The 23904-nt window shown below is 62.5% G+C and carries 19 protein-coding genes; 10 read left to right on the forward strand and 9 right to left on the reverse strand.

Features of this window, described 5'->3' with window-relative positions; genetic code table 11:
* Positions 1–273 precede the first annotated feature (273 nt).
* From MSIL_RS12780 to MSIL_RS12795, 4 genes are all read left to right on the forward strand, one after another.
* Positions 274–3330 carry a 2-oxoglutarate dehydrogenase E1 component gene (locus MSIL_RS12780; RefSeq protein WP_012591498.1) on the forward strand — a complete coding sequence of 1019 codons (3057 nt, stop codon included), beginning with the start codon at positions 274–276 and terminating at the stop codon, positions 3328–3330.
* Between the two features lie 174 nt (positions 3331–3504).
* On the forward strand, positions 3505–4791 hold the full coding sequence (odhB, locus tag MSIL_RS12785; RefSeq protein WP_012591499.1) for a 2-oxoglutarate dehydrogenase complex dihydrolipoyllysine-residue succinyltransferase: 1287 nt from the start codon (positions 3505–3507) through the stop codon (positions 4789–4791).
* 166 nt (positions 4792–4957) lie between these two features.
* Positions 4958–6370: a dihydrolipoyl dehydrogenase gene (gene lpdA, locus MSIL_RS12790; RefSeq protein WP_012591500.1), complete on the forward strand. Its 1413-nt coding sequence runs from the start codon at positions 4958–4960 to the stop codon at positions 6368–6370.
* 126 nt (positions 6371–6496) lie between these two features.
* A complete protein-coding gene (locus MSIL_RS12795; RefSeq protein ID WP_012591501.1) occupies positions 6497–6826 on the forward strand; it encodes a GCG_CRPN prefix-to-repeats domain-containing protein in 330 nt (109 codons plus the stop codon).
* A 357-nt stretch (positions 6827–7183) separates the two neighbouring features.
* Here the strand turns inward: MSIL_RS12795 and MSIL_RS12800 are convergent, their stop codons facing one another.
* Together MSIL_RS12800 and MSIL_RS12805 are read right to left on the reverse strand one after the other, a co-directional pair.
* On the reverse strand, positions 7184–8101 hold the full coding sequence (locus MSIL_RS12800) for a hypothetical protein (protein WP_012591502.1): 918 nt from the start codon (positions 8099–8101) through the stop codon (positions 7184–7186).
* 240 nt (positions 8102–8341) lie between these two features.
* Positions 8342–9229, reverse strand: a complete 888-nt coding sequence (locus MSIL_RS12805) for a branched-chain amino acid aminotransferase (protein WP_012591503.1) — start codon at positions 9227–9229, stop codon at positions 8342–8344.
* Positions 9230–9584: 355 nt separating this feature from the next.
* Here MSIL_RS12805 and MSIL_RS12810 point away from each other — a divergent pair, with 355 nt between their 5' ends.
* The 3 genes from MSIL_RS12810 (at position 9585) to MSIL_RS12820 (ending at position 12325) form a co-directional block, all read left to right on the forward strand.
* Positions 9585–10124 (forward strand): MarR family winged helix-turn-helix transcriptional regulator, encoded by a 540-nt coding sequence (locus MSIL_RS12810; protein ID WP_012591504.1) that lies wholly within the window; start codon positions 9585–9587, stop codon positions 10122–10124.
* Complete coding sequence (locus MSIL_RS12815) at positions 10121–10855, forward strand: response regulator transcription factor (RefSeq protein ID WP_012591505.1); 735 nt, start codon at positions 10121–10123, stop codon at positions 10853–10855. The genes MSIL_RS12810 and MSIL_RS12815 overlap by 4 nt, the downstream gene beginning before the upstream one ends.
* Positions 10856–11002: 147 nt before the next feature.
* Positions 11003–12325, forward strand: a complete 1323-nt coding sequence (locus MSIL_RS12820) for an ATP-binding protein (protein WP_244406282.1) — start codon at positions 11003–11005, stop codon at positions 12323–12325.
* 42 nt (positions 12326–12367) lie between these two features.
* On the opposite strand, the gene MSIL_RS12825 is transcribed toward MSIL_RS12820, so the two are convergent.
* Positions 12368–12865, reverse strand: coding sequence for a group III truncated hemoglobin (locus MSIL_RS12825; RefSeq protein ID WP_012591507.1), 498 nt, complete (start codon positions 12863–12865; stop codon positions 12368–12370).
* 319 nt (positions 12866–13184) lie between these two features.
* On the opposite strand from MSIL_RS12825, the gene MSIL_RS12830 reads away from it, so the two are divergent.
* The 3 genes from MSIL_RS12830 to MSIL_RS12840 all read left to right on the forward strand — a co-directional run bounded on the left by MSIL_RS12830 (position 13185) and on the right by MSIL_RS12840 (position 16518).
* A complete protein-coding gene (locus MSIL_RS12830) occupies positions 13185–13655 on the forward strand; it encodes a DUF1801 domain-containing protein (protein WP_012591508.1) in 471 nt (156 codons plus the stop codon).
* Between the two features lie 270 nt (positions 13656–13925).
* Positions 13926–14924 (forward strand): GGDEF domain-containing protein, encoded by a 999-nt coding sequence (locus MSIL_RS12835; protein ID WP_244406126.1) that lies wholly within the window; start codon positions 13926–13928, stop codon positions 14922–14924.
* A gap of 805 nt (positions 14925–15729) precedes the next feature.
* A complete protein-coding gene (locus MSIL_RS12840; RefSeq protein ID WP_244406127.1) occupies positions 15730–16518 on the forward strand; it encodes a GGDEF domain-containing protein in 789 nt (262 codons plus the stop codon).
* A 36-nt stretch (positions 16519–16554) separates the two neighbouring features.
* Here MSIL_RS12840 and MSIL_RS12845 read toward each other — a convergent pair whose 3' ends face one another.
* From MSIL_RS12845 to MSIL_RS12870, 6 genes are all read right to left on the reverse strand, one after another.
* Positions 16555–17604 carry a cell division protein FtsX gene (locus MSIL_RS12845; protein WP_012591511.1) on the reverse strand — a complete coding sequence of 350 codons (1050 nt, stop codon included), beginning with the start codon at positions 17602–17604 and terminating at the stop codon, positions 16555–16557.
* A gap of 68 nt (positions 17605–17672) precedes the next feature.
* Entirely contained in the window at positions 17673–18335 is a 663-nt protein-coding gene (gene ftsE, locus MSIL_RS12850; protein ID WP_012591512.1) for a cell division ATP-binding protein FtsE, read from the reverse strand.
* 217 nt (positions 18336–18552) lie between these two features.
* Positions 18553–18954 (reverse strand): (deoxy)nucleoside triphosphate pyrophosphohydrolase, encoded by a 402-nt coding sequence (locus tag MSIL_RS12855; RefSeq protein ID WP_012591513.1) that lies wholly within the window; start codon positions 18952–18954, stop codon positions 18553–18555.
* Positions 18951–20189, reverse strand: a complete 1239-nt coding sequence (gene argJ, locus MSIL_RS12860; protein WP_012591514.1) for a bifunctional glutamate N-acetyltransferase/amino-acid acetyltransferase ArgJ — start codon at positions 20187–20189, stop codon at positions 18951–18953. The genes MSIL_RS12855 and argJ overlap by 4 nt, the downstream gene beginning before the upstream one ends.
* A gap of 151 nt (positions 20190–20340) precedes the next feature.
* Positions 20341–21753 carry an alpha/beta hydrolase family protein gene (locus tag MSIL_RS20230; RefSeq protein WP_012591515.1) on the reverse strand — a complete coding sequence of 471 codons (1413 nt, stop codon included), beginning with the start codon at positions 21751–21753 and terminating at the stop codon, positions 20341–20343.
* Positions 21754–22570: 817 nt separating this feature from the next.
* Positions 22571–23539, reverse strand: coding sequence for a peptidylprolyl isomerase (locus tag MSIL_RS12870; protein ID WP_012591516.1), 969 nt, complete (start codon positions 23537–23539; stop codon positions 22571–22573).
* Between the last annotated feature and the right edge of the window lie 365 nt (positions 23540–23904).

Consider the following 23904-nt stretch of genomic DNA (forward strand, 5'->3'; position numbering starts at 1 on the left):
ACTCTTGAAATCGATCGCGTTGATGGTTTCGGACCAATCCAGAAATATTCACAACAGCTCAGGCGAGCGCGCCCTTGCGGCTCGCAGCTCTCACGAGACGCTTTGGCGGCCTTCCGGCGCCGGACGTTGAATTGATTTCGACCTGAAGCGGCCGGCGGTCGCATAGGCCGCAGGACTTGTTGATCAGACGCACGCATTCGCCCGCCGCCTCGGCTCACGCGCTGTCGCGGGGCCTGGCGGCAAGAGGCGGAGCGCATTTCGAGGACGACGCGAATGGCGCGCCAGAACGGCACAGAATCGAATGGATCGGCGGGAGGTTCTGCGGGGGGTTCGGGAGGCGCCGGCGCCGCCCGCTCCGCGTCCAACGCCGAATTCCTGCAATCTTCCTTCCTCTATGGCGGCAACGCCGCCTATGTCGAACAGCTTCAGGCGGCTTATGACGCCGACCCCAGCTCGGTCGATCCGGAGTGGCGCGCCTTTTTCGCGCAGCTGAACGACGACCGCGCCGCGGTCGAGACCAGCGCCAACGGGCCGAGCTGGCGGTCGAAGAACTGGCCGATCGCGGCCAATGGCGAGCTGATCTCGGCGCTCGACGGCGACTGGGGCAAAGAGCAAAAGCCCGCGCCGCGCGACGGCAAAGCCGCCCCTGGCGCCAAACCCGCCCCCGCGGCGGAGCCGGCGCCGGGCTCCGTTCCGACATCCGGCGCAGACGTCCAGCGCGCGACGCGCGATTCGGTGCGGGCCCTGATGATGATCCGCGCCTATCGCATGCGCGGCCATCTGCACGCCAATCTCGACCCGCTCGAGCTGCAGCGCCCGAACGTCACCGAGGAGCTGCATCCGGCGACCTATGGCTTCACCGAGGCCGATTACGACCGCAAGATCTTCCTCGATCATGTGCTCGGGCTGGAATTTGCGACGATCCGCGAGATGCTGCCGATCTTGCGCCGCACCTATTGCGACACCATCGGCTTCGAATTCATGCATATTTCGGATCCGGCCGAGAAAGCCTGGATGCAGGAGCGCATCGAGGGGCCCGGCAAGGAAATCACCTTCACCCGCGAGGGCAAGCGGGCGATCCTCAACAAGCTCATCGAGGCCGAGGGCTTCGAGAAATTCATCGACGTCAAATATACCGGCACCAAGCGCTTCGGCCTCGACGGCGGCGAATCCCTGGTTCCCGCGCTGGAACAGATCATCAAGCGCGGCGGCGCGCTCGGCGTCCGCGAAATCGTGCTCGGCATGCCGCATCGCGGCCGCCTCAACGTGCTCTCCCAGGTCATGGGCAAGCCGCATCGCGCCATTTTCCATGAATTCAAGGGCGGTTCCTATACGCCCGACGAAGTCGAGGGCTCGGGCGACGTCAAATATCATCTTGGCGCCTCCTCGGACCGCGAGTTCGATCATAATTCGGTCCATCTTTCGCTGACCGCCAACCCGTCCCATCTCGAAATCGTCGATCCGGTCGTGTTGGGCAAAGTGCGCGCCAAGCAGGACCAGCTGCATGACGTCGTCGACCGCACCAAGGTGCTGCCGCTTCTGCTGCATGGCGACGCGTCCTTCGCCGGCCAGGGCGTCATCGCCGAATGTTTCGGCCTCTCCGGCCTCAAGGGCTACCGCACCGGCGGTTCGATCCATTTCATCGTCAACAATCAGATCGGCTTCACCACATCGCCGCGCTATTCGCGCTCCTCGCCCTATCCGTCGGATACGGCGAAGATGATCGAAGCGCCGATCATCCATGTGAACGGCGACGATCCCGAAGCCGTGGTCTACGCCGCCAAGATCGCCATCGAGTTCCGGCAGAAATTTCACAAGCCGGTCGTCGTCGACATGTTCTGCTATCGCCGGTTCGGCCACAATGAAGGCGACGAGCCGAGCTTTACGCAGCCGATCATGTACAAGAAGATCCGCGCGCATCGCACGACGCTCGACATTTACGCCGAAAAGCTTCTGGCCGAAGGCGTCGTCGCGCCGGGCGAGATCAGCCAGCTGCAGGCGGACTGGCGCAGTCACCTCGAAGCCGAATTCGAATCCGGCAACGCCTATCAGCCGAACAAGGCGGACTGGCTCGACGGCCGCTGGTCGGGCCTGAAGCCCGCCAACGCCGGCGAAGACGACCGGCGCGGCCGCACCGGCGTCGATCCCGTGCGGCTCAAGGAGATCGGCGAGCGGCTCTGCGCCATCCCGGCCAGCTTCACCGCGCATAAGACCGTCGCTCGCCTGCTCGACAACCGGCGCAAGATGGTCGAGACGGGCAAGGGCGTCGATTGGGCGATGGCCGAGGCGCTCGCTTTCGGCACGCTGGTCGATGAAGGCCATCCGGTCCGGCTCTCCGGCCAGGACAGCGAGCGCGGCACCTTCTCGCAGCGTCATTCCGTCCTGAACGATCAGGAGACGGAGGCGCGTTATGTTCCGCTGAACCATATTCGCGACGAACAGGCCCATTACGAGGTCATCAATTCGATGCTCTCCGAAGAGGCCGTGCTCGGCTTCGAATATGGGTTTTCTCTCGCCGAGCCCAGCGCTCTGGTGCTGTGGGAGGCGCAGTTCGGCGATTTCGCCAATGGCGCGCAGGTGCTGTTCGATCAGTTCCTGTCCGCCGGCGAGCGCAAATGGCTGCGCATGTCGGGCCTCGTCTGCCTGCTGCCGCATGGCTATGAGGGGCAGGGGCCAGAACATTCCTCGGCGCGGCTCGAGCGCTTCCTGCAGATGACCGCCGAAGACAATATGCAGGTCGCCAATGTCACGACGCCGGCGAATTATTTCCATATCCTGCGCCGGCAGCTGAAGCGCGATTTCCGCAAGCCGCTGATCCTCATGACGCCGAAGTCGCTGCTGCGCCACAAGCGCGCCGTCTCCAGTTTCGACGAAATGATCATCGGCTCCTCGTTCCATCGCGTGCTGCGCGACCACGGCGAGAAATTCCCGAGCGAATACAAGATCAAGCCGGACGCCGAGATCCGCCGCGTGGTGCTCTGCACCGGCAAGGTCTATTACGATCTGCTCGAAGAGCGCGAGAAGCGCGGGATCGAGGACGTCTATCTGCTGCGCGTCGAGCAGCTCTACCCCTTCCCGCTGAAGGCGCTGGTCAATCTGCTGTCGCGCTTCAAGCAGGCCGAGGTGCTGTGGTGCCAGGAAGAGCCGAAGAACATGGGCGCCTGGAACCACGTCGATCCCTATCTCGAATGGGTGCTGGGACAGGTCGGGGGCAAATCATCGCGGCCGCGCTACGCCGGGCGCCCGGCGTCGGCGGCGACGGCGACCGGTCTGATGTCAAAGCACCTGGCCCAGCTGAAGGCCTTTATGGACGACGTCTATGGGCCCTGATCGATCAGGAGCGATTTCTTTTTGGCCAAATGGGCTCATTTGGTCGGAAAACGCTCTCGCGCGACTTTCCCGGCGCGGCCGCTCGCCATCGAGCGGTCCGCGCCTTTTCCTCAACATATCTTCCGCTCGCGCGACGCGCGCCGCCGGACGACAGCAAGGCATGGGCGTAGGCAAATGACGATCGAAATCCGAGTTCCGACCTTGGGAGAATCCGTCAGCGAGGCGACCATCGGGCGCTGGTTCAAGAAGGCGGGCGACGCGGTCAAGGCCGATGAGCCGCTGCTCGAACTCGAAACCGACAAGGTGACGCTCGAGGTCAACGCCCCCTCCGCAGGCGTGCTTGCCGAAATCATCGTCAAGGACGGCGACACGGTCTCCGTCGGCGCTTTGCTCGGGCAGATCGCCGACTCTGGCGCCGCGCCGGCCAAGGCGGAGGCGCCCAAGGCTGACGCAAAGGCCGAAGCGCCCAAAGCCGAGGCCAAACCTGAAGCGGCCAAGGCCGACGCAAAGGCGCCCGCGGTCAAGCCAGGTCCGGACGGCAGCCTGCCGATCATGCCGCCTTCGCCGGCCGCGGCGAAAATCGCGGCCGACAAGGGCCTCGATGTCGGCGCTATCGAGGGCTCCGGCGTGCGCGGCCAGGTCCTGAAGGGCGACGTGCTGGCCAAAAGCGCGAGCCCCGCGCCAGCGCCCGTCGCTGCCCCCGCGGCGGCCACGCCCCCCGCGCCCGCACAGGCGCGAGCCCCATCGCCCGCCGCCGACGCCGATCGCGAACAGCGCGTGCGCATGACGCGCCTGCGCCAGACCATCGCGCGCCGCCTCAAGGACGCCCAGAACACCGCGGCGATGCTGACGACCTTCAATGAGGTCGACATGACCGAGGTCATGGCGCTGCGCTCGAAATATAAGGATGTGTTCGAGAAGAAGCACGGCTCGAAGCTCGGCTTCATGGGATTCTTCGTGAAGGCCTGCGTCGGCGCGCTGAAGGAAATCCCCTCGATCAACGCCGAGATCGATGGCGACGACCTCGTCTTCAAGAATTACTACCACATCGGCATCGCCGTCGGCTCGGAGAAGGGCCTCGTCGTGCCAGTGGTGCGCGACGCCGACGGGCTCGGCCTCGCCGAGATCGAAAAATCGATCGCCGCCTATGGCAAGAAGGCGCGCGACGGCCAGCTCAAGATCGAGGAGATGCAGGGCGGCACCTTCACCATCACCAATGGCGGCATCTATGGCTCGCTGATGTCGACGCCGATCCTCAACGCGCCGCAATCGGGCATTCTTGGCATGCACAAGATCCAGGAGCGTCCGATGGCCGTCGGCGGCAAGATCGAGATCCGGCCGATGATGTATCTCGCGCTCTCCTATGATCACCGCGTCGTCGACGGCAAGGAAGCCGTGACCTTCCTCGTGCGCGTCAAGGAAGCGCTGGAGGATCCGGCCCGGCTGGTGCTCGAAATTTAGACGCTCCTATGACGGCGGTCGCCGGCGCGGCATAGGAACAAGGACGCCCTCCCGGGCGTGCGCCGCGCTTGGCTTTCGCTCTTTCCCCAATCCCGCTCCAATTCTTATTTGCCATCCAGTCCAAAAAGCCGACCCGTTTTCCGGGATCATGCTCTAGCGAGGCTCTATGTCTTACGATCTCATCGTCATCGGAACCGGCCCCGGCGGCTATGTCTGCGCCATCCGCGCCGCCCAGCTTGGGCAGAAGGTCGCCGTCGTCGAGAAGCGCAAGACCAAGACCTTTGGCGGCACCTGCCTCAACATTGGCTGCATCCCATCGAAGGCGCTGCTTTACGCCTCCGAGAAATTCGAGGAGGCCGCCCACCACCTTGCAGCGCTCGGCGTCGTCGTCGACAAGCCCACCCTCGATCTCAAGGCGATGCTGAAGCACAAGGACGACACCGTTGCGGCCAACGTCAACGGCATCGCCTTCCTGTTCAAGAAGCACAAAATCGAATCCTTCTTCGGCGTCGGCGCGATCAAGAGCGTCGCCGAAGGGGCGATCGCGGTCGAGGTCACCGCTGAGGACGGCGGCCAGCAGACGCTTACGGCGAAAAACGTCGTGATCGCGACGGGCTCCGACGTCGCGCCGCTCCCGGGCGTCGAGATTGACGAAGAGACCATTGTGTCCTCGACCGGCGCACTCAGCCTGAAGCAGCCGCCGAAGGATCTGCTCGTCGTCGGCGCCGGCGTCATTGGCCTCGAGCTCGGCTCGGTGTGGGGGAGGCTTGGCTCCAATGTGACCGTCGTCGAATTTCTGGACCGGATTCTGCCGGGGATCGACGCGGAAGTCGCCAAGCAGTTCCAGCGCATCCTGCAGAAACAGGGCTTTACCTTCCAGCTCGGCCATAAGGTGACGAAGGTCGAGAAAGGCGAACGCCTGAAAATCACGATCGAGCCGGCCGCCGGCGGCGATTCCCTGACCCTTGAGGCCGATGTTGTATTGGTCGCGATTGGCCGGCGCCCCGTGACCGAGGGGCTCGGCCTCGACAAGGTCGGCGTCGCGCTGGAGCGCGGCCGAATCATCATCGACGAGCGCTTCGCGACCAATGTTCCCGGCGTCTACGCCATCGGCGACGTCGTGCGCGGGCCGATGCTGGCCCATAAGGCCGAGGATGAAGGCATCGCCGCCGCCGAAATCATCGCCGGGCAGCACGGCCATGTGAATTATGAGGTGATTCCCTCGGTGGTTTACACCTCGCCGGAAATCGCGGCGGTCGGCGCGACCGAGGAAGACCTCAACGCCAAAGGGATCGCCTATAAGGTCGGCAAATTCAATTTTACCGCCAACGGACGGGCGCGGGCGATGCGCCAGACCGACGGCTTCGTTAAATTTTTGGCCGACGCCACAACGGATCGCGTTCTCGGCGTCCATATCGTCGGGGCGGGGGCCGGCGAACTGATCGCCGAAGCCTGCGTGCTGATGGAATTCGGCGGGTCGTCGGAAGATCTGGCGCGCACCTGCCACGCGCATCCGACGCTCTCGGAAGCCGTGCGCGAAGCCGCCCTCGCCGTCGAGAAGCGCCAGATTCACTCCTGATCAGGCGGTCTTTTCGCGCAAAACGCGTCTTGTCCGCGCCGGCGAAGCCAGCCAATTTTCTCGGCGCGGCAAGCCTCGCGCATGGCCGGGCGGCTAATCCTGGCGCAAGCTCTTCGGGGATGATCCATGCGGAATGCTTCTATCGCCCTGGCGTCGTCCAGCCTTCTTGCGCTCGCAGCCTTTCTGCCGGCTGGAGCTGCGCCGATCGCTCCGATCGGACAAATTCTGGGTGACGGCGGATCGGCCCGCCTGCTTCCTGTCGCGCAGGGCTGCGGCCCGGGCGCCTGGCGCGGGCCATGGGGCCATTGCCGGAACACGCCCTATTACGGTCCGCTTCCCGGCGGCGGCTACGCCTATTACGGCAATGGCTGCCCGCCCGGCTGGTGGCGCGGACCTTGGGGCCATTGCCGCAATACGCCCTTTCACGGCCGGCTGCCGAACGGCTTCTATCAATAGCGCCGCGCGATGGCGTCGATCTGGCGCCACCAGCCCGTTTGTAATGCATTTGCGTCGGCGCGAGTGTTTTCGAAAACTATCCGCGACGGCAGGCCTTGAATCAGAACGGCTCAACGCCGCGCCGATTAGAGCGAGCGCTCCGTCGCAACTGGCCGACTATGTCGACAGAAATGCTCCAATCCAGCCGCGCCGCGGCCGCCAAGCAGCGGGCAGCAGTCGAGCGGGCTTTGACTCGTAAGCCGACAGAGACTGGGGAGCGGCCTGTCAACCTCCCCATTTAGAAAACATGTGTTTGTTCGGCCGCCCGCCTCGCCTGCACATTGAGTGCGTTGTTCCGATGAAGCGATGTGCCAAGTCTCACGTAATTTCGAAAATCCGCTGCGGGTGCAAGCGTCCTCGCAGAAGATCGGCTAGTGCGAGCGCATTCCCCCGAACCCGGCCATAGCGATCAATCCAAGACTCTGGCCGCGCCGATTTTATGACGTTAGCGATCACATTTCGAGAGACCAGTCCTAGAAATACGTCCAGGCGGCACGTCCCTTTGCGCCAAAGATAGAAGGAATTGGCGATTTGAGAATAGCCGTAGCGCACCCCAGATGTACGGCCTGATTTGAGGCCAAGATGAACTCCGCTCAGACGCGCGGTGCGTACGATATCGCCATATGGCTTCAACTGGTTTGAAAAATCCATATCCTCAAGCCAGCTGTACAACGGAAGAGCTTCGTCGAAGCGCAAGCTATGTTGATAGATCGGCGCAAGACGTAAAGCCATGTTGCAACCATAGAGGCTGTATACGTGCTCACTTTGATCATCCAACGCCTGGACATTTATTTTTGAGCCGAGTTCAAATTCAGCCAGTGTCTTGCGAGCTTCTTCCACGCTGATCCCGGCTCCAGTAGCTCCATCGGAGATAACGCACCCCGTGACAGCTACGACGCTAGACTTCGGGACGAGATAGAGCTCAACCTCGTTCAAATAGGAAGTGGACGGAAAAAAATCGTCGTCGAAGAAGACCAGCACTGTGAAATCATGCGCTGCATCGAGAATGGTGTTTCGCTGGGCTGCAGCCCCACGAGGTCCTCTCAGCACGACAAGGGGAAAAGGCATTTGGCCATCGGCCGGCGGTTCGAAATCATCCTCGCCGGCCGGACAAACGAAAACGCAATCCGGCAGCCGCTTCTGGAGCGCAATTTCAGCTAGGGTTTCCCCCATGAGGCCGCGGCGGCCGGCTGTCGCAATTCCAATTGCTATTTTAACTTTAGCTGGCGTCGTCATACCGTCTCCCTGCGCCAAATCTGCGAGCTTCGTTTCGCGACGGTTACACCGAGCGTAACACATAACGACTACCAACAACGCATCAGAGATTCCAACGCGAGCCGCGACGAAGCCCAAACGGCCGTCCACGAAACACGCCAGACGCAAAGAGCCACGAACGGTTTCGCGGCTGGTTATCGCGCTGGCGAAGACCGCGGCGAAAATGGCAGGGCCAAGAATCAGGCCCCCCACGGTCTATAGCTAGGCCGCCTTCTGCTTTGGCTGCACCTCGGCGGAATAATCGTCGATCAAGGCGCGGGCGATCGCGCCGGGGGTGAATTTGTAAGGACCGATCTCGGAGACGGGCGTGACTTCCGCGCCGGTGCCGCAGATGAAGCACTCCTCGAATCCCGTCAACTCCTCGGGCATGATGCGACGTTCGACGACTTCGACCCCGCGCCGGCGGGCGAGGTCGATCACGGTGCGCCGCGTGATGCCGTCAAGGAAGCAATCGGCGATCGGCGTGTGCAGCACGCCGTTCGTCGCAAAGAAGATATTCGCGCCGGTACATTCGGCGACCCGGCCCTGCCAGTCGAGCATCATCGCGTCGGCGTAGCCGCGCCGTTCGGCGCGATGCTTCGAGATGGTGCAGATCATGTAGAGGCCGGCCGCCTTCGAGCGGCACGGCGCGGTCAGGGGATCGGGCCGGCGATATTCGGCGATATCGAGCCTGATCCCCTTCATCTTGGTCGCGATGTCGAACATGCTCGGCCAGTCCCAGGCCGCGATCGCGACATGGATCGTCGCCTGCTGCGCGGCGACCGCCATCATCTCGCTGCCGCGCCAGGCGACCGGGCGCACGTAGCAATTGGTGAAATTATTGCGCGAGACGATCTGCTGCTTGATGTCGTCGAGCTCGGCGACGGAATAGGGAATTTTGAAATCGAGCAGCTCGGCCGAGGCGCGAAATCGCTCGGAATGTTCGGACGATTTGAAAATGCGGCCGCCATAGGCGCGCTCGCCTTCGAACACGCAGGACGCGTAATGCAGACCATGCGACAGCACATGCAGCTTGGCGTCCGCGGACGGAATGAAATCGCCGTCAAGCCAGATGAATCCGTCGCGCTGATCGAAGGGCAAAACCGACATTGATCGCTATTCCTCAAATCTTCCGCGCAGATCCGCCGCGATGCGCCCGCGCGCTCAAAACCGTGAGCCTTGCGGCCAGCGCCGAAAAGCTTTCTTCCACCATCGCGGCAAAAGTAAAGAGCACATTATCGGAAAATGCAATTTCGTGAAATGTAACGTGATCGATCGGCTTTTTCGCCGCCATTCGTTTGCTGGCCCTGCCGAATGTCTGCGAAACATTGCGCCCGCCTTGAGAGACGTGGGCGGAGAGTTGCGGACTTTCCAAAAAAGCGGCATGCCTAACCTGCGAGAGATTTCAAAGAGAGCATGATCGGTCCGGTCAGGATTCGATCGCGTTCGAACCCAGGGAGTCGGCGTGGACTCTGCGCTGCGGGACAATTGGGGCGAAAGCGCGCTTATCGCCCCCTTAGAACAAAAGCCGCGTGGCGAAGCTGACTTCGAGCTGATCGAACTCATGTTTTTCGCCTATCGCGACTTCATCGGCGACGCCGACCATCTGCTGGAAAATTTCGGCCTTGGCCGGGCGCATCACCGTGTTTTGCATTTCGTGACCCGTCGCCCCGGGCTCGCCATCGCCGAACTGCTCGACATTCTGAAGATCACCAAGCAGAGCCTCAATCGCGTGTTGAAGCTTCTGCTCGATCAGAATTATGTCGTCGCCGTGCCGGGCGAAAGCGACCGCCGCCAGCGCCGCTTGTTCCCAAGCCCGCGCGGCGAGGCGCTTGCGCTCGACGTGGCGCGGCTGCAGTCAAAGCGTTTTGCCCGCGTGTTCGCCGGTTTGCCGGACGGCGCACGGGACGGGGCGCGCGCCCTGCTGCGGGCGATGATCGATCCTGGCGAGCGCTGCAAAGTCGAGGCGCTCGTCGGCGCCCCAACCCGCGAGAGAGCATCATGAATGCAGAGGAGCCGGCAGGCAGCGCGGCCCCGGCCGACGACGCGGCGCATCTTCTTGTCGTCGACGACGATCGTCGCATCCGGGCCCTGCTGTCGCGCTTTCTGACCGACCAGGGCTATCGCATTACCACCGCCGGCACCGCGGCGGAGGCGATGGCCTGCCTGAAGAGCCTGACCTTCGACCTCATCGTCCTCGACGTGATGATGCCCGGCGAAAACGGCTTCGATTTCGCCACGAGGCTGCGTCAGGACGCCAGCGACCTCGGCCATGTGCCGATCCTCATGCTGACCGCCCGCACCGAGACCGACGACCGGGTTCGCGGCTTCGAGACCGGCGTCGACGATTATCTCGGCAAACCCTATGAGCCGCGCGAACTGGCGCTGCGGATCGCCTCGATCCTGCGCCGCGCGCAGCCGAAGACCGCGCCGGGGCCGGTGACGCAGGTGCGCTTCAGCGATTTCTGCTTCGATCTCGATCGCGGCGAATTGCGCCAGCGCGACGAGGTCGTGCGGCTGACCGACCGCGAACGCGAGATGCTGCGGCTGCTTGCCGAGCACGCCGGAGAGACGGTGCCGCGCGAGGCGCTGGCCGGCTCGGGCGCCGCGGGCAATGAGCGCACGGTCGATGTCCAGGTCAATCGCCTGCGCCGCAAAATCGAGCGCGATCCGGCCAATCCGCTGCATCTGCAGACCGCGCGGGGGGCCGGATACCGCCTGCTGGTCGACCGCTGACCCGCCGGCTGGCGAGACGGCCGCAATCGCTATATTGAGGCGGGGGGAATCTCCGCCTCGCCGCGGCTGACGCCGACGCGGCGCGGGCAACAGCCAGGACTACGCGCTTTGAGCCTTTCACTCAGCCCTTCGCTCGAGCGCCCGCGTATATGGTGGCGAGGATTTTGGCGCGGGGTGACGAAGCTGCTGCCGCAGGGCCTCTACGCCCGCGCGGCGCTGATCGTCATCCTGCCGATGATCATCCTGCAATGCGTCCTGACCTATGTCTTCATGGAGCGCCATTGGCAGCTCGTCACCAACCGTCTCTCGACGGCTCTGACGCAGGACATCGCCGCGCTGATCGACCTGCATCAGACCTTTCCGGGCGACGATGAAAAGCTCATGCGCATCGCGCAGGACCGGCTGAATATCGACGCCGAGCTTCTGCCCAAGGGTCCGCTGCCGCCGACGCTGCCCAAACCCTTCTTCTCCATTGTCGACGCCGCGCTTTCGAACGAAATCCGCAAGCAGATCAGCCGCCCGTTCTGGCTTGACACTGTCGGGCGCTCCAATCTGATCGAGATCCGCATCCTGCTCGACGACGCCATTTTGCGCGTCGTCGCCTTCCGCAGCGCCGCCTATGCGTCGAACTCCTACATCTTCCTGCTCTGGATGGTCGGCACCTCTTTCGTGCTGATCGTTGTCGCCGGGTTTTTCCTGCGCAACCAGATCAAGCCGATTCTGTCGCTCGCCGGCGCGGCCGAGGAGTTCGGCAAGGGCCGCGATCCGGAATTCCGGCCGCGCGGGGCAAGAGAAGTGCGCCGGGCCGGCTTCGCCTTCATCGAGATGAAGCGGCGCATCGAGCGCGCCATCGAACAGCGCACCACCATGCTGAATGGGGTCAGCCACGATCTGCGCACCGTGCTGACGCGATTCAAGCTCTCGCTGGCGCTGATGCCCGACAGCGAAGAGACGCAGGAGCTGCAAAAAGACGTCGCCGAGATGCAGCGCATGTTAGAGGCCTACCTCGCCTTCGCGCGGGGCGCGGCCGGCGAACGCGCCGTCAAAATAGACATGATCGAATTTTTGGAGGAATTGCGCTTCGACGCCGAGCGCGAGGGGCGCGACGTCGCCATCGCCTATAGCGGCGAGCCGATCGTGACCCTGCGGCCCGACGCCTTCAAACGCTGCCTTTCCAATCTTATCGGCAACGCCCAGAATTACGCAAAGCATGTCGCAGTCGAGGCCGTGCGCGACAGGCGTTTCCTGATCATTCATGTCGACGACGACGGGCCGGGAATCCCGCCCGCCGCGCGCGAAGATGTGTTTCGTCCGTTCTTCCGCATCGATGAGGCGCGCAATCAGGATGTCGCCGGCACCGGCCTTGGTCTTGCCATTGCGCTCGACATTGCGCGCTCGCACGGCGGCGACATCCAGCTTTCAGACAGTCCTATGGGGGGCTTGCGCGCCACGGTGCGGGTGCCGTTGTAAGCAGCCGCGTCGCGTCTCGCAGGCGCGCCTTCAAACGAAAGTTTACCCCGGCCGCCGTGCGGGCTTGCCGTCCTTATCCGTGAAGGGAAAAACGCCGGCCATGAAGCTGCGCGCCATATGCTGCGCCCGCGCGAGCGCGGCCTCTGCGAACTCGGGGGGAAGGATTTTTCTGGCGCTGACCTCGAACAGTTCGAGCCAGCGCGGAAAATGCTCGGGCTTTAGCGGCAGCTGCGTGTGGACGGGGAAGGGAAAACCCTTGTAGCGCTCGGTCTTCAGCAGGGCATGCGACCAAAAGTCGGCGACGATTTTCAAATGAACGTCCCAATCCGCGACCGCCCCGTTGAAGACCGGCCCAAGCAATGCGTCGTTGCGCGCCTGGCCATAAAAATCCGCAACGCAGGCGGAGATCGCCTGTTCGACGCGCTTTGCTTCCTCGTCCGAGACCGGAGCCAAATCGTGCCGGCAGCCATCGTCGCCAATGCTTTTCGACAGCGCCCGCGGCCTGCCGCTTGCGGCTTTGCTGTCCGTCGCGCCCATCATCGATCCCTTCCGCCAAACGCCTCAGGACGTTGTCTATACTATATCCAAGTCTATACGGGAAGGGCGGCGGCCGAGCCGCTTCAGCTCAGATCGCGCAAATGCTGGGATGAGATCTTCGCCATTTCGAGGATCTTCGCGATCGCACAGGGGGAAAGCCTTGTATGGGGAATTCCCTGTCAAGGCTCAGTGGGCGATCGTTCGATCTTGATTCGAGGGAGCTCGCTGTGGGCGCGATCGTCGCGCCGCACCCTTGTATTCAGTTGAGGGTCGAGGCAAGCCGAACCGCGGATGTCACATCACGAATTAGATCGGTGGGACCATGACAGTAAAAAAGGACGCGGGAACGCCGCAGGCAAAAGGCGCCGAGCTTCTGGTAGCGATGACCGGCAAGGCGAGTCCTGCGAAAGCGGCCGAAGGCGACAAGCCGGTATTTGCCTATATCGAGAGCCTTCCTGAACCGCAGAAGAGCATCGCCAGACAGGTCGATGCCTTGGCCGCCAAGGCGCTGCCGGACCTTAAACGCGCGGTGAAATGGGGAATGGCTTACTATGGCGTTCCCGATGGGTGGTGCTTCTCTTCCGGCGCCTTCGTCGGTCACCTGAAGCTGATGTTCATCCGAGGTAACGAACTGCAACCAGAACCGCCAGTGAGACCGATCAGAATGGGCAAGGCCACCCGCGGCGTCGAGTTGGCCGCCGTAGACGAACTCGACGAAGGCCAGGTGCTTTCTTGGATGGCGCAGGCCGGCAAGAAACCATACGTCACGGCGGCGATGAAAAAGAAGAAATAGGCCTGCTGGCGGCTTCGCGCGGCGACGTGGTTTGTGATCTTTCCCCAGCCCTCCGTCTTCAACGGCGCGCGCCGCCGAAATCGGCGATGATCTTCAGATAGCCATCCCCTCGCAGCGGATAAAGGGCGCAACCTCGCTGTAGACTTGGTTTCGGAAGTCTCGATCGGGCCTCCCTGGATGGTCTCCACAACCTTTTGGATTCTATTGCAAGATATACACGCTTGTTACGCAACAATGCTCTGGTGCGCCTGGGCATAGACTCTTATAGCGGTGATTACAGCTTGCTATCTGAGTCTAAATGATTGGAACTCGCAATTCGTTAATGAGTTAAATACAGCAGATACAGAGCAATTTTTTTTCGTCAGTGTTTACGGGCGGAGGTACATTGCAATGCCTTGGACTTACATCGAGCCGGTTTCGGTCACTATTGATCACGCGCAGTCGCAGGCAATGATGGACTCGCGCGCCCACAACCTAAACTTGTTGGATCTAGATTCTCTTTTCGCGCAAATTGCGATTCTTGCTCCCGACGGGCGGATCGTCAGCACCAACATGTCCTGGGACGCGATGGCCTCCAGCGGGAACCTTGCGAGCAAACATACGAATTATTTGAGCGATTGCGAGACGGCCCTCGCCCGCGGTCTTTCCCACGACCGGCCGATCAAGGAGGGGGTCGCGAAGGTTCTCTCGGGGCGTCTTCCCGCCTTTACCGACAGCTTTTCCCGCGCCTGGGGCCGCCGGCAAAAAATCTTTCAGGTCACGGCGATCGGCCAACATTTTTCGAGCGGCAAGGGCGCGGCCATCTTTCATACCGACGTCACGCCACTGCAGCGCGATCCGCTGGCCTCTGTTTCGAGCCGCGCCCAATTTCTCCGCCGGGCCGAACATGTGCTCGACGACGCAAAGGGCGCCTGTCTCGAAACCGCGCTGATGCTCGTCGAACTGCATGGGATCGACGAGGTCAATCGAACGCAGGGCCGGGGAATCGGCGAGCATGTCGCCCGCATCCTGGCCAAGCGGCTCCGCGCCTGCATCAGGGAGCATGATTTGATCGCCAGGCTCGATGGCGGTCAATTCGCAATCCTCTTCCGGGCCGGAACCATGGCGACCCGGATCGTGCCGATCATATGCCGAATCGAGGCTGCGGTGCGCGAAGGAGTTATCGGCGTTGGCGTTCCCTTGCACGCAACCATCGGCGTGGCGCTTTTTCCCCAGGACGGCGAGGAAACGCGGGAACTCTACTCCGCTGCAGATCAACGTTTGCGTTAGGGCGTTGGACGTCCAAGCAGAACGCCAAAAGCTCAGCAAACTCTATTTGCCGTGCCTTAGAGACCGTTTGGAAAATCCGTTCTCCTCATCCTGAAGAGCCATTTCGCAAGAAATGGCGTCTCTTAGGATGCGTTCAGGGCCATATTGACGGGAGAAATCGAGGCTTTTCCAGACGGATTCTTCGGCGCGCCAAGGTCAATACGCTCGGCTATACGATGCGCGGTACTGTTATCGTCACCGCCCGGCGTAGAGCTAACTCTATTCGATTTCGGCCTAATTCCCCGGCAAGATCGCTGAACTGCGGTTGCTGTCGAGCTGCTGGGTTGACTGAAATCGTGGCGCTCGGTCTTCGACTGCGTATGCAACTAAAAATGCGACAATTTTTGCATACCCGCACAAATTGCAGCGGATGGAAGCGCTGGCCTACTATAGCCGGAGTCTTGGTGAGTCTTGGCAGGCCCGGATTCGAGCTGCCAGCCGACAATGCCACAACTTTTCGGACGTTACAGCGCTGTATACAACATTTACTACACATCAAAGATCAGAAGTCTATAGAACTTGATTTCCCCTGCTTTTGTATAGAATCGCCAGAGTCTAATTTATTGGAACTTGTAGATATCCGGCGAGTTAAACACACAGATAAAAAGAATTGCATTTTTTATCGTCAGTTTCTTTCCGGTAAAAGGAGATCGAAATGCCTTGGAATTACAGCGATTCGCGCTCGCTCACTATGGATAACGGGCATTTCACTATTGATAACGAGCAAATTCCGCTGACGATGGACGCACCCTCCGACGAGCTGAACTTGTTGGATCTGGATTCGCTCTCAGCGCAGATTGCGATTCTTGCTCCCAACGGCCTTATCATCCGCACCAACAACGCTTGGGACGCTATGGCCTCCAGTGGAAGTCTCGCGGGCAAGCACGAAAATTATTTGACCAATTGCGAGACGGCCCTCGCCCGCGGTTTCTCGCAGGATCGCCCGATCCGAGAGGGCGTCGCAAAAGTTCTCTCGGGCCATCTTCCCGCCTTTACCGACAGCTTTTCCCGCTCGTTGGGCCGCCAACAAAAAGTCTTTCAGATCACCGCGATCGGCGAGCATTTCATGAGCCGCACGGGCGCGGCTGTCTTCCATACCGACATCACGCCGCTTCAGAACGATGCGCTCGCCTCTATTTCGAGCCGCGCGCAATTTGAGAGCCGGGCCGAACATGCGCTCGACGAAGCGAAGGGCGCCTGTCTCGAAACCGCGCTGATGCTCATCCAACTGCATGGGCTCGACGAGGTTAATCGGACGCAGGGCCGGGGCATCGGGGAACACGTCGCCCTCACTCTTGCGAAAAGACTTGGCGCCTGCGTCAGGGAGCGCGACTTGATCGCAAGGCTCGAAGGCGATCAATTCGCAATCCTGTTCCGGGCTGGAACCGTGGCGACCCGGATCGTGCCGATCATCTCCCGTATCGAGGCTGCGATGCGCGAAGCGATTATCGGCGTCGGTTTTCCATTGCACGCAAATGTCGGCGTCGCGCTTTTTCCGCAGGACGGAAACGAGACGGGAACGCTCTATTCCATCGCCGACAAGCGTTTGCGTTAGGCCTTCATCGTCACCCCGGCCGTCCGCTAAGGATCATCAGCTCAAATCGCGCAAATGGCGCAGCACGATGACCCGCGACACGATGCCGGTGACAACGGCGATTCCCCCCGCAATCAGCAGGATCGCAATATAGACATTCCCGCCGAGCGAGAAGCCGCCAAACATCGCCTCGACCTGATCGCCGCCCGGCGTCGCGCGCCAGAACACCGCGAGCGTCGAGGACATATAGAAGATCAGAATCGCCGCGCCTCCGCCGATCATCCCGCCGCGCAGACCCAGCTGGAAGAAATGGCGCTGGAACTGACGCGAAATGTAATCATCCGCCGCGCCGACGAAGTGCAGCACCTCGATGATCTCGCGGTTTCCCGCCATGGCGCCGCGCGTGGCGAAGGCGACCGCCAGGATCATGGCGATCAGCACCAAGGCGAAAATCACCGCGGCGACGACGACAACGGTCTTCGCCATAACCGCGAGCCGGCGCATCCAGTGGTGATGATCGTCGAGGCTCGAGCCGGGAACGGCTTCCGCCAGCGCCCGGCCGAGCGCGGTGACGTCGGGCGTCGCGCCGGGCTTCAGATTGACGACGATCAGCCGCGGCACCGGCAATTCGGAGAGATCAAGATTGGAGCCGAGCCAGGGTTCGAGCAGGGCTTCGGATTCATCCTTGGAAAAAGGGCGCACGGAGGCGACGCCCGGCGCCTTGCGCGCCATGTCAGCCGCCTTGCGCAGATCCGCTTCGACGTCGCGGCCGACTGCGGGGCGAATCTGGATCGTCATTTCGCGGGCGACCTCGTTCTGCCAGGACGATGAGGCGTCGGCGATCAGGATCGCCGCGCCCGCCGTCAAAGCGGCCAGAAAGGTCATGATGGCGATGACGGTGACGAGCGCGCGGCCGGCGATCGAGGAGGCCGGCACCAGCGCCTTCTCGCGCCGCGAATCGCGGGCGCGCGCGCGCCGCGCATTGAGGCTGATCGCGGCGAGCCGGGCGCGGCGCAAGAGCCCGGCCGAAACGGTCCCGGCCGGTCTGCGACGATCCGCGGCGTCGCGGCCGTCGAGATCATGCCGCTCTTCGTCAAGCTGATCCATGCCAGCGCCCGTTCCGGCAGAAGAGCATCGGACGTTCAAGTCTAATCATGCGACGCTCCAAATCTCTTCTAGTCAAAAATATGCAGCCGGCCGTCGCCCAAGACGAGCCGGCGCGCGCCGTCGAACTGATCCATCAGCGCAAGGTCATGGGTTGCGATCACCACGGATGTTCCGGATTTATGCAATTCGGTGAAGAGGCGCAGCAGCCGGCGGGCAAGGCTCGGATCGACATTGCCGGTCGGCTCGTCGGCAAGCAGGAGCTCCGGGCGCACGATCAGCGCCCGCGCGATGACGGCGCGCTGCTTCTCGCCGCCGGAGAGCACAGCCGGCGGGACATTCATGCGGTCGCCGAGGCCGACCCAGTGCAAGAGCTCGGTCACCTCGCCGCGATAGCTCGCCTCGTCCATGCCGCGCACGCGCAGCGGCAGCGCCACATTCTCGTAAGTGGTGAGATGGTCCAGCAGGCGGAAATCCTGAAACACGACGCCGATGCGCCGGCGCAGATCGGTGACGCCGGCCTTGTCGATGGTGAGCGCGTCATGGCCGAACAGGCTGATAAGGCCGCGCGTCGGGCGCAGCGAGAGCAGGATCAGGCGCAGCAGCGTCGTCTTGCCGGCGCCCGAAGGGCCGGTCAGGAACTGGAAGGACTGCCGCTCGATCGTGAAGCTGATGTCCTTCAAAATTTCGGCGCCCATGCCGTAGCGCAGGCCGACATTCTCGAAACGCACCAAGCGCAGAGCCCTTCGGTTTAGCCGCCTCTTCCAGGCGCCCGGCCCCTCGCGGCGAGGCGGCTCTTGCGATCGACGCCAGCCAGGCGGACGGCTTCCCGCAAGGGCGGCTGCGCGCGTCCATTGGCCCAGACGGGTTACGCCGCCTACACATCATAGGCGAAACATTAACGAATAATGTACCGGCGTCGGATTTCGGCGCGCCGGCTTCGCCGCAGCCCTACCCCAACAGATCGATCAGCGCCGGAATCAGCGGGGCGTCGGCCGGCGGCATCGGATAGTCGCGTAGAGTCTTGGGAAACACCCATTTCAGCGCCTGCCCCTCTTGAGCGGCGACAAAGCCCTCCCAGCGCCGGCAAACGAAAAGCGGCATCAGCAGATGAAACGCCTCATAGGCGTGGCTGGCGAAGGTCAGCGGCGCGAGGCAGGGCTCCTTGACCGTTATGCCGAGCTCTTCGAAAAGCTCGCGGATCAGCGCCTGCTCCGGCCGCTCGTTCGCGTCGAGCTTGCCGCCGGGAAACTCCCATAGCCCCGCCAGTTCCTTGCCCTCGGGGCGCTGCGCGATCAGCACCCGCCCGTCGGCGTCGATCAGGGCGCAGGCGACGACGAGCAAAAGCCTCACGAGCGATAATCGCCGTTGATCTCGACATATTCCTTGGTGAGATCGCAGGTCCAGACCGTCGCCTGCCCCGTGCCGATGCCGATCTCGACATAGATCTTGATCTCCTTCTCCTTCATGAGCTTGGAGACCTCGGCCTCGTCATAGGACGGGTCGCGGCGGCCGCGATGGGCGACCCTGATCTCGCCAAACCAGATGGCGAGCAGGTCGCGTTCGGCTTTCTCGCCGGCCTTGCCGACGGCGGCGACGATCCGGCCCCAATTGGCGTCCTCGCCGGCGATCGCCGTCTTGACCAGCGGCGAATTGGCGATCGAAAGAGCGATGCGTTTGGCGGCGGCCGTCGAGGCCGCGCCGGTCACCGTGATCTCGACGAAATGGCGGGCGCCCTCGCCGTCCCTGACGACCTGATGAGCGAGATCCAGCAGAACCTTGTCGAGCGCCGCCTTGAAGGAGGCGAGACGCCGGTCGGCCGCCAGCTCAATGCGCGGCGCGCCTCTTTTTGCCGCCGCGCCCGTGGCGAACAGCATCAAAGTGTCGGAGGTCGAGGTGTCGCTGTCGACCGTAATGGCGTTGAACGAGCCCTCGACGCCTTTCGACAGCATGGACTGCAGCGCCGCCGCCGCGATTGGCGCGTCGGTGAAGATGAAGCTCAGCATCGTCGCCATGTCCGGCGCGATCATGCCCGCGCCTTTGGCCATGCCGCAGATCGTCACCTCGACGCCGCCGAGATCGGCCGTGGCGGTCGAGACCTTCGGATAGGTGTCGGTGGTCATGATCGCCTTCGCCGCCTCGAACATGAGATCGGGCTTCGCCTTGGCGGCGAGCTTTTCCAGCGCGGGATCGAACTTCGAGGCGTCGAGCGGCTCGCCGATGACGCCGGTCGAGGCCAAGAAGATCTCCGATTTCGGCGCGCCCAGCGCCTTGGCGGCGATCGTCGCGGTCAGTTTGACCGCGTCGGCCCCGGCCTTGCCGGTAAAGGCGTTGGCGTTGCCCGAATTGACGATAAGCGCGCGCGCCTTGCCGCCCGGCAGACGGGCGCGGCACCAGTCGACCGGCGCCGAAGGGCATTTCGACTTGGTGAAGACACCGGCGACCTCGGTGCCCTTGTCCATCAGGACGAGCATGACGTCGGTGCGGCCCTTGTAGCGGATGCCGGCGGCGCCCGCCGCGAAGCGGACGCCCTCGATCGAGGGCAGGTCCGGATAGGTTTGCGGGGCGAGCGGCGAAAGGGCTGCCATCTGATGCGGTTTCCTCGAACGAGCAGAATCGCGCCCGGTTTGCAGACGCGAAGCCGCGCAGTCAAGCGAAAGCCTGTTCAGAGCCTCAAGCAGCGTTAAGCGAGTTCCGTGGGGGGCGATCCCGTCTGGCGACGGGATCGCGCTTTAACGATCAGTGATGACCGTGGTCGTGACCATGATCGTGATCATCGTCGTCGTCATTATCGCAGTGGTTGCGAACGATCGGATTCTTAATGTTCTTGTCCGCCCAACTCATGATGAAGTCGAACAGCTCGAGATTGGTGAAGCCGATCATATTCATATGGGTCTGGCCGTTGAACTTCGGGCTGATGAGTTCGGTGTCCAGCACCAGCGCCGGGCCGACCGAGCGGGTCTTGCTCGCATTGATGATGTCGCGCGCCTGGCGGTTGCCGATCCGGGTCGCCAGAGGACGATAGTCGCCATTGACGAGCAGGAAGGGAATCTTGTCGAAATCCTTGCCGACGAGCCCAGCCTGTGTGAGTCCGTCCGGATTGAAGCCCGCGCCTTCGGGAATGATCATGCCCTTCAGCATGGCGAGACACGCGCCCTTAGGCCCGCATTTCCCCCACGCGTCATCTTCTTTGAGATAGCGGATCGTATGCAGAAGCGGGTTCGCCGCTTGTGAATGCCCCGAGAGGACGGCTCCCCCCAGACCTTCGATCAGATCGGCCAGAGCGCGCGGCCCGAACGTATTGAGCCCCGATACTGTGGTCGGCGTGCAGGCCGCGCATTGCGAGGTCGGCAGCGTCACTTCCGCGTTGGGAACCAGCTGCTTGTAATATTCAAGACCAAGATAAGTATTGTTCGCCGGGTTGGGGGCGGGTCCGATCGCTCCGACGCGCGACACCACTTTCAGGTCGACGGAGTTCGGACGCGGCGGGATCGGGAACGCTGGCGGATATTTGCCATGCGCTTCCGACGGATTGGAGAAATCCTCTGGCGGGTCCGGGTCTCCCGGATCGCCATGCCGGATCAACTTGCCCGTGACGATATCCGAGCCGGCCGGAAGAAGGTGGCCGAACCAGGAGGTCCAGGCGCCATTGTCGGTGATGCGGCCCCAATTGGTCGGGATCAACGACAGATTGTTTGTGCCGAGTCCTTCCTGGATGACGCTCTGGTCAAAGCCGGAGCGTCCGCGTCCGGGCTGGTCGACGATGAACATGGAAAGATTGTATTTGCGCAGGGCGTAGGGCAGCCAGCCCTCGCGCCCGTCCGGAGTCGCCTCGAGGCACGCCCCCGTATGCGATGATCCATGCATGATGATAAGCGGCCATTGCCGGCGCTTGTCGGGGATCTGGAACTGCACATACATCTGGCCGATCGTGATCTGCTGCGGCGCGCTGGGCGTCGAAGACGTCGCGAAATTCGTGACCTTGGGCACGCCGCCGACAAAGAAGCTCCCCTGATCACAGATGTTCAGCTTGCCCTTCACATAGGGGTTTTTCAGCGGATTTTGCCAGGCCGCCGCGCCCGTGACCGAGGCCGCCAGCACAGCTGCCGACAGAACAAAGCTTGATGTCGCGATCACACGATGATGTCGCATATATCCCTCCTGGTTTTTTTTCTTTGACGACGTGCCGGGCGCGAGTTCGCCGGCGCGAAGACGCGAAGAGTCGCGTCATCGCGCGCCGGACGCCGCAACGGGTCCGTCGATCAGATCGACGCAAGGCAAGTGCAAATCTCCATTCGCGTAAGAACGCGCCCGTGATTCACAGTTACCGCTGCATCAGCGTTCGTTATCTTGAAGGTTTTACTTGGATAGCCCCTAGGGGCGCAGCGTTCCGAGCTTGCTAAGCTTGGACATGGCGTCTCCTCAATGTTTGCAACCCAATCGAATGGGCATTTTTATTGTCAGATGAGGGCGGCTGAAGTTTCATTCACGCCAAAGTGATTGTCAACTGAAAGTTGCCTTAATTTTCAATCTTAAGCTTGGCGTCGCGCGCCTTTCCAGCCGCGCCGATGGGTTGCTTGCGCCTGTGCGCATGCCAGATCGATCAGAACGGCGCCGGGCATGTCCCATCGTATCGGTATAGTCGGCGACGCGCGCGACCGGATGGCCGCGCCGCTCAACGCGTCGGTTGCCTCGACCGGATGCGGCCTTCAGGTTTCAGATCGTTGGAGGGCGCCCCTAGGAGAGGCCCTGCGGCCAGTGCGGGGCGTTGATCGCCACTTGCGGCGACAGGCCAAAATCGACGATGCGCGCGACGATCGCTCGGCTGCGAGGCGAAATAGCGGGGTCGCGATCAATCTATCGGATTGTCGCGGCGCGACGATGCGTCCGCCATCGCGACGCTCCCTTTAGTCTTTTATCCGTCTTGCCGGAGCGAGCATCGCTCCGGCAAGTCCTTTGGTCCTAAGCCTTATTTCTTCTTCCCTTCCGCCGGGGCCGGGGCGGGAGCCGCCGCATCGGCCGGCGACTCGGCGCCCTTGGCGTCGGGATCGACTTCGGGCTCGGCGCGCTCGATCTTGGCGTCCTTGCGGAGGCCCGCGACGAGCTCGCCCTGCGCCTTCTGCACGACATAGCGGCTGACCTGATCCTTGACCTCATCCAGCGCCGGGAAGGGCTTTTCGCGCTTGCCTTCAACAAGGATGATGTGCCAGCCAAACGGGCTCTTGACCGGCGCGGACAATTGGCCGGGCTCAAGCTTGAACGCGGCCTCGGCGAATTCCGGCACCATCTTGTCCTTGGTGAACCAGCCGAGATCGCCGCCGTCGGCGCTGGTGTCCTTCGAGACCTCCTTGGCGACCTTGGCGAATTCCTCGCCCGCCTTGAGGCGCTTCAGCACCGCCTCCGCATCGGCGTCGGTTGCAACCAGAATATGGCGGGCGTGAACCTCGGTCTCGGGCTTTTGCGCCTTCAGCGCGTCGTCATAGGTCTTCTTGATCGCCTCGTCGGTCAGCGCCGCCTTGGCGACCTGGCCGAGCAGCGTCTCCATCAGCAGCTTTTCGTGATAATAGGCGAGTTTCTTGGCGAACTCCGGCGTTGCGTCGAGCTTGTCGGCCTTCGCCTTCTGCGACACCAGGGCGCCGTCGATCAGAAAATCGACGACATAGGTGTCGCGCGCCTTGCCCTGGAGCTGCTGCGGCAGGCTGCCGGCCAGATCGTCCTTGGCGATCGCAAGATCATTTTCGGTGATCTCCTGCCCGTTGACGGTGGCGAGAACCTTTGGCTTCGCGCTGCTCGCCGCAGCGGAAGCGGCGGTCTTGGCGGCTTCGGACTTCCCGGCTTCAGACTTGGCGGTCTCGGCGGAAACAAGCGCGGGCGTCGCAAGAGCCAGCGCGCATGCAAGGCCCGCGGCTGTGGCGCGCAAATGTGTTTTGGCAAACATTGAGATAGCTCCCGGAGGGTCGAGCAGGATGCGTCTCACGGACAGCATGGCTGCTCTATCTTGTTGATTTGAAATCGAGTTCGACTTTGCGGCCGGAACTTTCGGGTTGCAGGCGAAGGGTTGGCGTCGCGTCGCGCGGAGGGCCTTGAGTGCGCGCGGAGGGGAAAGATGCATGGCGGCGCGGGTTTGACAAGGTCCAACCGTAATCTTATCTCTCCGGAGCGGCCCGAAGGATGCGCTGCGGCTTGCCCGTCGCCGGCGCGGCCGGTCTGCGAATCCGTCGCCGCCGCGGGCCGTCATGGCGATCAAGCGCCTCCCGGGGCCCGCCGGAGGGGCCGCGCAAGCGAATTTCCCGCAAGGCTCGC

Origin of the sequence: Methylocella silvestris BL2, assembly GCF_000021745.1 — a bacterium.
In the GTDB taxonomy this organism is placed as follows: Bacteria; Pseudomonadota; Alphaproteobacteria; order Rhizobiales; family Beijerinckiaceae; genus Methylocapsa; species Methylocapsa silvestris.

Bases quoted from the DNA above. Each gene is read 5' to 3' on its own strand.
- MSIL_RS12795 (WP_012591501.1), top strand. From the start codon at position 6,497: ATGCGGAATGCTTCTATCGCCCTGGCGTCGTCCAGCCTTCTTGCGCTC.
- odhB (WP_012591499.1), top strand. From the start codon at position 3,505: ATGACGATCGAAATCCGAGTTCCGACCTTGGGAGAATCCGTCAGCGAG.
- MSIL_RS12825 (WP_012591507.1), bottom strand. From the start codon at position 12,865: ATGATGGGCGCGACGGACAGCAAAGCCGCAAGCGGCAGGCCGCGGGCG.
- lpdA (WP_012591500.1), top strand. From the start codon at position 4,958: ATGTCTTACGATCTCATCGTCATCGGAACCGGCCCCGGCGGCTATGTC.
- MSIL_RS12805 (WP_012591503.1), bottom strand. From the start codon at position 9,229: ATGTCGGTTTTGCCCTTCGATCAGCGCGACGGATTCATCTGGCTTGAC.
- argJ (WP_012591514.1), bottom strand. From the start codon at position 20,189: ATGGCAGCCCTTTCGCCGCTCGCCCCGCAAACCTATCCGGACCTGCCC.
- MSIL_RS12780 (WP_012591498.1), top strand. From the start codon at position 274: ATGGCGCGCCAGAACGGCACAGAATCGAATGGATCGGCGGGAGGTTCT.
- MSIL_RS12815 (WP_012591505.1), top strand. From the start codon at position 10,121: ATGAATGCAGAGGAGCCGGCAGGCAGCGCGGCCCCGGCCGACGACGCG.
- MSIL_RS12870 (WP_012591516.1), bottom strand. From the start codon at position 23,539: ATGTTTGCCAAAACACATTTGCGCGCCACAGCCGCGGGCCTTGCATGC.
- MSIL_RS12800 (WP_012591502.1), bottom strand. From the start codon at position 8,101: ATGACGACGCCAGCTAAAGTTAAAATAGCAATTGGAATTGCGACAGCC.
- MSIL_RS20230 (WP_012591515.1), bottom strand. From the start codon at position 21,753: ATGCGACATCATCGTGTGATCGCGACATCAAGCTTTGTTCTGTCGGCA.
- MSIL_RS12845 (WP_012591511.1), bottom strand. From the start codon at position 17,604: ATGGATCAGCTTGACGAAGAGCGGCATGATCTCGACGGCCGCGACGCC.
- MSIL_RS12830 (WP_012591508.1), top strand. From the start codon at position 13,185: ATGACAGTAAAAAAGGACGCGGGAACGCCGCAGGCAAAAGGCGCCGAG.